Origin of the sequence: Phyllobacterium phragmitis, from assembly GCF_002980495.1 — a bacterium.
GTDB lineage: Bacteria > Pseudomonadota > Alphaproteobacteria > Rhizobiales > Rhizobiaceae > Paramesorhizobium > Paramesorhizobium phragmitis.
The window spans coordinates 58004-64829 of the sequence record NZ_PVBR01000027.1; the positions used below are offsets into that span (position 1 = coordinate 58004).

General features: G+C 62.3%; 5 protein-coding genes. 4 read left to right on the forward strand and 1 reads right to left on the reverse strand.

The window, feature by feature from the left end; all coding sequences use genetic code 11:
- Positions 1-13 precede the first annotated feature (13 nt).
- From argH to C5748_RS24285, 4 genes are all read left to right on the forward strand, one after another.
- Positions 14-1414 carry an argininosuccinate lyase gene (argH, locus tag C5748_RS24270; protein ID WP_105745162.1) on the forward strand — a complete coding sequence of 467 codons (1401 nt, stop codon included), beginning with the start codon at positions 14-16 and terminating at the stop codon, positions 1412-1414.
- A gap of 161 nt (positions 1415-1575) precedes the next feature.
- Entirely contained in the window at positions 1576-1761 is a 186-nt protein-coding gene (gene lptM / locus C5748_RS24275) for an LPS translocon maturation chaperone LptM (protein ID WP_105745164.1), read from the forward strand.
- Positions 1762-1799: 38 nt separating this feature from the next.
- Complete coding sequence (gene lysA, locus C5748_RS24280; RefSeq protein ID WP_105745166.1) at positions 1800-3065, forward strand: diaminopimelate decarboxylase; 1266 nt, start codon at positions 1800-1802, stop codon at positions 3063-3065.
- Between the two features lie 190 nt (positions 3066-3255).
- On the forward strand, positions 3256-5862 hold the full coding sequence (locus C5748_RS24285) for a TIGR02302 family protein (RefSeq protein ID WP_105745168.1): 2607 nt from the start codon (positions 3256-3258) through the stop codon (positions 5860-5862).
- 101 nt (positions 5863-5963) lie between these two features.
- On the opposite strand, the gene hpt is transcribed toward C5748_RS24285, so the two are convergent.
- The gene (gene hpt, locus C5748_RS24290) at positions 5964-6500 is read right to left on the reverse strand and encodes a hypoxanthine phosphoribosyltransferase (protein ID WP_105745170.1); all 537 of its coding nucleotides are present in this window, start codon (positions 6498-6500) and stop codon (positions 5964-5966) included.
- Positions 6501-6826: the final 326 nt, after the last annotated feature.

Genomic DNA, 6826 nt, shown 5'->3' on the forward strand with positions numbered 1-6826 from the left:
GAGGCATTCGACCATGACCGAACAAAAGTCCAGCAATGAAATGTGGGGCGGGCGCTTCGCATCCGGTCCCGACGCGATCATGGAAGAGATCAACGCCTCGATCGGCTTCGACCGCAAGCTCTATGCCCAGGACATCCGCGGATCGCTCGCCCATGCCGCCATGCTCGCCAAGACCGGCATAATTGCGGCAGACGACCACGACAAGATCGTAGACGGCCTGAACACGATATTGTCAGAGATCGAGAGCGGCAAATTCGCCTTCTCGCGCAAGCTCGAAGACATCCACATGAATATCGAAGCACGGCTGGCCGAGTTGATCGGCCCCGCCGCCGGACGCCTGCACACGGCGCGCTCGCGCAATGACCAAGTGGCGGTGGATTTCCGCCTTTGGGTCAAGGACGAATTGAGCAAGACGGCGTCCGCATTGAAAAAGCTGATCGAGGCTTTTCTCGAACGCGCCGAGGAGCACGCGGCAACGGTGATGCCGGGCTTCACCCATCTCCAGACGGCGCAGCCGGTGACCTTCGGCCACCATTGCATGGCCTACGTCGAAATGTTCGGACGCGATTTGTCGCGGGTACGCGACGCCATCCAACGCCTCGACGAATCGCCGCTCGGCGCTGCAGCCCTTGCCGGAACCGGCTTCCCCATCGACCGTCATATGACGGCGAAGGCGTTGGGCTTCCGCGAGCCGACGCGCAATTCCATCGACAGCGTCTCGGACCGCGATTATGCGCTGGAATTTCTGAGCCTCGCCGCGATCTGCGCCACGCATCTGTCGCGTCTTGCCGAGGAGATCGTCATCTGGTCGACGCCGCAATTCAATTTCATCCGGCTCTCCGACGCCTTTTCGACCGGCTCGTCGATCATGCCGCAGAAGAAGAACCCCGATGCCGCCGAACTGGTCCGCGCCAAGACCGGCCGCATCACCGGATCGCTGGTCGGCCTTCTCACCGTGATGAAAGGCCTGCCGCTCGCCTATTCCAAGGACATGCAGGAGGACAAGGAAGCCATCTTCGACGCCGCCGAGACGCTCGAACTGGCGCTTGCCGCGATGACCGGCATGGTCCGCGACCTGACCGTCAACACGGCATCGATGAAGAAGGCCGCCGGCTCAGGCTATTCGACGGCCACCGATCTCGCCGATTGGCTGGTGCGCGAATTGGGATTGCCGTTCCGCGAAGCACACCACGCGACGGGACGCGCCGTGGCACTTGCAGAAGCGAAGAAATGCGATCTGGCCAAACTGTCGCTGGAAGACATGCAATCCATCCATCCCGGCATAAGCGAAGCCGTCTTCGGATTCCTCACGGTGGATAAATCGGTCCGCAGCCGCCAGTCCTACGGCGGCACCGCCCCCCAGGAAGTGCGCCGCCAGATCAGGTTCTGGAAAAAGCGTCTGATCAGGCAATGACAACGTTACCAAAAGGCATAAAATCCATATAGGACAGAGCATGGCAACGATACCAGAAACAAGTGGCATCGTTACCAAAAACGCGTTTACAAAGCGGGGTGCAATGCGCCCGCTTTTCCGCTAGACAAAGGCAACACCAACACGGGTTCAGGACCAACCGCATGACAGGCCGTTCCTTCATCTCGACCCTTCTTCTTGCCGCAGCCCTTGGCAGCGCGCTCTCGGCCTGTGGCCGGCGCGGCGATCTCGAACCGCCGCCCGCCTCCATCGTCACCGACGAAAACGGCCGGACCAGGGAGAAACCGGCCGAGGATAAACCTTTCATCCTCGACAAGCTGATCCAGTAGCCGGCCCGAACCGGCGCTGTCAAAAGAGCATCAAGACCTTGAACCATTTCGATTATCGTGACGGCGTTCTTCACGCCGAGAATGTCAGCGTCGCGGATATCGCGAGAGCGGTCGGCACGCCGTTCTACTGCTATTCGACCGCCACGCTGGCGCGCCATTACCGCGTCTTCTCCGAGGCCTTCGCCGATATGGATGTGTTGGTCTGCTATGCGCCCAAGGCCAATTCCAACCAGGCCGTACTGAAGACGCTGGCAAAGCTCGGTTCCGGCGCAGACGTGGTATCGGAAGGCGAATTGCGGCGCGCACTCGCCGCCGGCATCCCGGCCGACAGAATCGTCTTCTCCGGCGTCGGCAAGAAGGCGGACGAGATGGATTTCGCGCTCGCCGCCGGCATCCGCTGCTTCAACGTCGAATCCGAACCGGAGCTGGAGCTTCTTTCGGCGCGCGCCGTCGCGGCCGGAAAGACGGCACCGGTCTCGCTGCGCATCAACCCCGACGTCGATGCCAGGACGCACAGCAAGATCTCCACCGGCAAGGCCGAGAACAAGTTCGGCATTCCGCACCAGAAGGCGCGCGATGTCTACGCCAGAGCCGCGAGCCTGCCTGGCCTCGGCGTCACCGGCATCGACATGCATATCGGCAGCCAGATCACCGAACTGCAGCCCTTCGACGATGCCTTCGCATTGCTGGCCAAGCTTGTCGCCCAATTGAAGGCCGACGGACACGCCATCGAGCATGTCGATCTCGGCGGCGGGCTCGGCATCCCCTACCGCGCCGACAACAATCCGCCACCGCTACCCGATGCCTATTCGGCCATCGTGCGCAAGCATATCCGCCCGCTCGGCCTGAAGACGATCTTCGAGCCCGGCCGGCTGATCGTCGGCAATGCCGGCATTCTGGTTTGCGAAGTCATTTTCGTAAAGGAAGGCGACGCCAGGAATTTCATCATCGTCGATGCGGCGATGAATGACCTCATCCGCCCGACGCTTTATGACGCGTTTCACGATATCCGCCCCGTCGCGGCCCCTAAGGACGGCCAACGCCGCATCCGGGCGGACATCGTCGGTCCGGTCTGCGAAACGGGCGACTATCTCGGCCAGGACCGCGACATGCCATACCCGGCGCCGGGCGACCTTCTCGCCATCATGACGGCGGGCGCCTATGGCGCGGTTCAGTCGAGCACCTATAACAGCCGGCTCCTGGTGCCCGAAGTGCTGGTCGACGGCGACCGCTACCATGTAGTGCGCCCGCGCACCGGCTATGATGCGCTGATCGATCTCGATTCCGTGCCCGACTGGCTCTAGCCCGAGCGGCTCCCAATTGAGCGGGGTGCGGGCGGAAAACCGCTTCACATATTTCTTCCTCCCGCTCTGACGACAGCGATTGACACATACGGTTGAACGGTTTTTTTCACGCAAAGTCTCGTCTTTGCCATGATGAGTGCTATTCTAATGAAAATGCCGCCTATGCGCGGCCGATTGGAACGAGGCGAGCATGGCAGATCCACGCGACGACATGCCCGAGACGCAAACCGTCGAAACGGAAGCTCTTGCGGCTATCCGCAGGGTCCGCCGCACCGCCTTCCTTTCGATGACATTCGAACGGCTGTGGCCGCTCGTCCTGCCGCTTGTGATCCTGGTAGCGCTCTTTGCCGCCACCTCCTGGTTCGGCCTCTTCCCGCGGATGCCGGGCTGGCTGCATATGGCCCTGCTTGCGGCGTTCGCCATCGCAGGCCTCGTGGCCCTTTATTTGCCGACGCGCCTGCGTATCCCGAAACGATCGGAAATCGACCACCGTCTGGAGGCAGCCAATCTGCTGGTCCATGAGCCGATTTCCGTCCAGGCCGATGCCATGGCTTCCGGGCAGCACGATCCTTTCGCCAAGGCGCTGTGGGAAGAGCATCGCCGCCGCATGGCCGACAAGTTGAAGGATCTGCAGGGCGGCGCACCACGCCCGCGCATTCCCGAACGCGATCCCTGGGGCCTGCGCGCCGGCGTTGCCCTGCTTTTCGTGACCGCGCTCGCCTATGCCAGCGGCCCATCCGGCGGCAGCCTTTCCGATGCCTTCCACATCCGCTACGGCGCGGGCGGCGTTCCGCCGCGCATCGACGCGTGGGTGACGCCGCCGCGTTATACCGGTCGCGCACCGATCTTCCTGACGGCGCAGACCAACAGCGAGAACACCAGCTTCACCGTTCCCCAGGGGAGTGTGGTCGCGGTGCGGGTCATCGGCGGCAGCGGCAACGAAACGCTGACCGCAACCGGGGCCGACGGAACCGGCCGGGATGTCCAGCCCGCGGAAAACGACGCGGCCACGCCATCGAACGGCCAGGCCCCCGCTGCATCCTCGCCTACGGGAGTGCAGAACGCCCGCAATTTCCAGTTTCCGCTGGAAAGCCAGACCGGGCTCACTCTTTCCGGCAGCGGCACGCTCGCCAAATGGTCTTTCGCCGTCATCCCCGATCAGCCGCCTCTCATCCGTTTCACCAAGGATCCGAGCCGCGCGCTGAACGGCACGCTTGAGCTTTCCTATTCGATCGATGATGATTACGGTGCCGCCAAGGGGCGTGCCGACATCGTTCGGGCCGAAAAGCCGGCCGCCGCCGCCCACCCGCTCTACAAGGCCCCCGATGTGCCGCTTGTCCTGCCGCGGCGCGGCGCGGCCTCGAAGGAAGCGACAACCTCGAAAGATATCACCGAGCACCCATGGGCCGGATCGGAAGTGCGGCTGACGCTGGCCGCCACCGACGATGCCGGGCAGGAAGGGCGCAGCGAGACGAAGACCCTCGTCCTGCCCGAACGTCCTTTCTCAAACCCGCTGGCCCGTGCGGTCGTCGAGCAGCGGCGCATATTGGCGCTCGACGCCAATCAGCGCGACCATGTGCTCGACATGCTGAGCGCGATCACGCTGCGCCCGGAGGATACGATCAAGAACGCAACGCATTATCTCGCCCTGCGCAGCGTCTATTCCAGGCTCAAATTTGCCCGCAATGACGACCAGCTCCGCGATGTCGTGGCCTATATGTGGCAGGTGGCGCGCGGTATCGAGGACGGCCAGCTCACGGCGGCGGAAAGGCGGCTGCGGCAGGCCCAGGAAGCCTTGAAGCAGGCGATCCAGAATGGCGCCAGTCCCGAGGAGATCGAAAAGCTGATGGCCGAGCTGCGCCAGGCTATGCAGGACTTCCTGCGTGAATTCGCCCAGCGCCAGCAGCAAAACCCGAATGCCCAGCAAGCGCTCGACCCCAACATGCAGATGCTGACGCAAAAGGATCTCGACCGGATGATGGACCAGATCGAGAATCTCGCGAAACAGGGCTCGCGCGATCAGGCGCAGCAGCTTCTTTCGCAGCTCGAAAACATGATGAACAATCTGCAGATGGGCCAGAACCAGCAGGGGCAGCAAGGCCAGCAGGGACAACAGGGGCAGATGCGCCAGCAAATGAACAAGCTCGGCAACCTGATGCGTCGTCAGCAGGAGATGATGAACGAGACCTTCCGTCTGGATCAGCAGATGCAGGGACAACAGGGCCAGGAGGGCCAGGAGGGCGAGCAAGGCCGGCAGCAGGGCCAGAATGGGCAACAGGGCCAGAACGGTCAGATGACGCAGGAACAATTGGCTGAGGCCATGCGCAAGCTACAACAGGGACAAGGCCAGCTCCAGTCGGAACTCCAGCAATTGATGGATGGTCTCAAGGGCATGGGCATGGAACCCGGCCAGGAGATGGGCGAAGCGGGTGACTCGATGGGACGCGCCGGCGAAGCGCTCGGACGCGCCGAGGGCGGAGAAGCGACCGACCAGCAGGCCAATGCGCTCGATGCGCTGCGGCGCGGCGCGCGCAACATGATGCAGCAGATGCAGCAGGCCATGGGCGAAAATGGCCCCAACGGAAACCGCGGCCAGCAATCGCCTGACAATCGCGATCCGCTCGGCCGGCCGCGCACCAACACCGGCCCGGATTTCGGCGACAGCGTCAAGCTTCCCGGCGAGATCGATATCCAGCGCGCCCGGCAGATCCTCGAAGAAATCCGCCGCCGCCTCGGCAATTCACTGAGCCCGCAGGTCGAAAAGGACTATCTGGAACGGCTGCTCAAATTCGATTGAGCATCACCCCCCTCTGGCCTGCCGGCCATCTCCCCCACAAGGGTGGAGATGGCCGGCAGGCCAGAGGGGGGTGATGAAGCGCCGGCGCTAAAGTGGGCTGCTCAATCCCTCACCCAGCCGACGAACGGCAATTGCCGAAAGGCATGGCCGACATCCATTCCATAACCCACGACGAAATAATCCGGGCACTCGAAACCCTTGAAATCGGCTTCGATATCGGTCTTCCGGCGCACTGATTTATCGAGCAGCACCGCAATGGAAACGCTGCGCGCGCCGCGCTCCAGCATCAGCTCGCGGACGAATTTCAGCGTCTTGCCCGATTCCAGGATATCGTCGATCAACAGCACATCACGCCCCGAGACATCGCTGTCGATATCGCGCAGGAGCCGCACCTGGCCGCTTTCGGTACCGGCCCCATAGCTCGAGACGGTGATGAACTCGACATGCGGCTCGACGCCCACATCATGCATGGCGCGGATGAGATCGGCGGCGAAGATGAAGGAGCCCTTCAGGATCGAGACCACCAGCAGATCGTGAAAATGCCTGTCCGAGATCTGTCGCGCCAGATCGAGATTGCGCGCCGCGATGTCTTCCGCGCTGAACAGCGTTTCGATGGTCTTGCCGCCGACTTCCGGCATCGGATGTTCTCCGCCTGAATGTTTTTAAATGTTTTCCACTTCGCAAAGACCGGAATCAATCCGAAAAGAGCGAAGATACGGTCTGGCTTGGGTATGTTGAGATTCAGGTCAGGCGAGGCGAAAACGTCGTTTGCAGCCCGCCATCATCTGAATATCGACACCCCTTATCGCGGCGACAGCCTGACCCCCACCGCCTCCACCCTGTCCTTAGGGGCAGGCAGACGGCTGGAAAAGGCGAGGCTTTCGCCCGGCGCGATGATTCGCCCCTTTGTCCCCAGATAATAGTCGCGTTTCATGCCCGTCCGGTCTTTTATCGTAATGGCAAG

Coding starts and splice junctions, on each gene's coding strand:
- C5748_RS24285 (WP_105745168.1), top strand. CDS start 3,256: ATGGCAGATCCACGCGACGACATGCCCGAGACGCAAACCGTCGAAACG.
- hpt (WP_105745170.1), bottom strand. CDS start 6,500: ATGCCGGAAGTCGGCGGCAAGACCATCGAAACGCTGTTCAGCGCGGAA.
- lptM (WP_105745164.1), top strand. CDS start 1,576: ATGACAGGCCGTTCCTTCATCTCGACCCTTCTTCTTGCCGCAGCCCTT.
- argH (WP_105745162.1), top strand. CDS start 14: ATGACCGAACAAAAGTCCAGCAATGAAATGTGGGGCGGGCGCTTCGCA.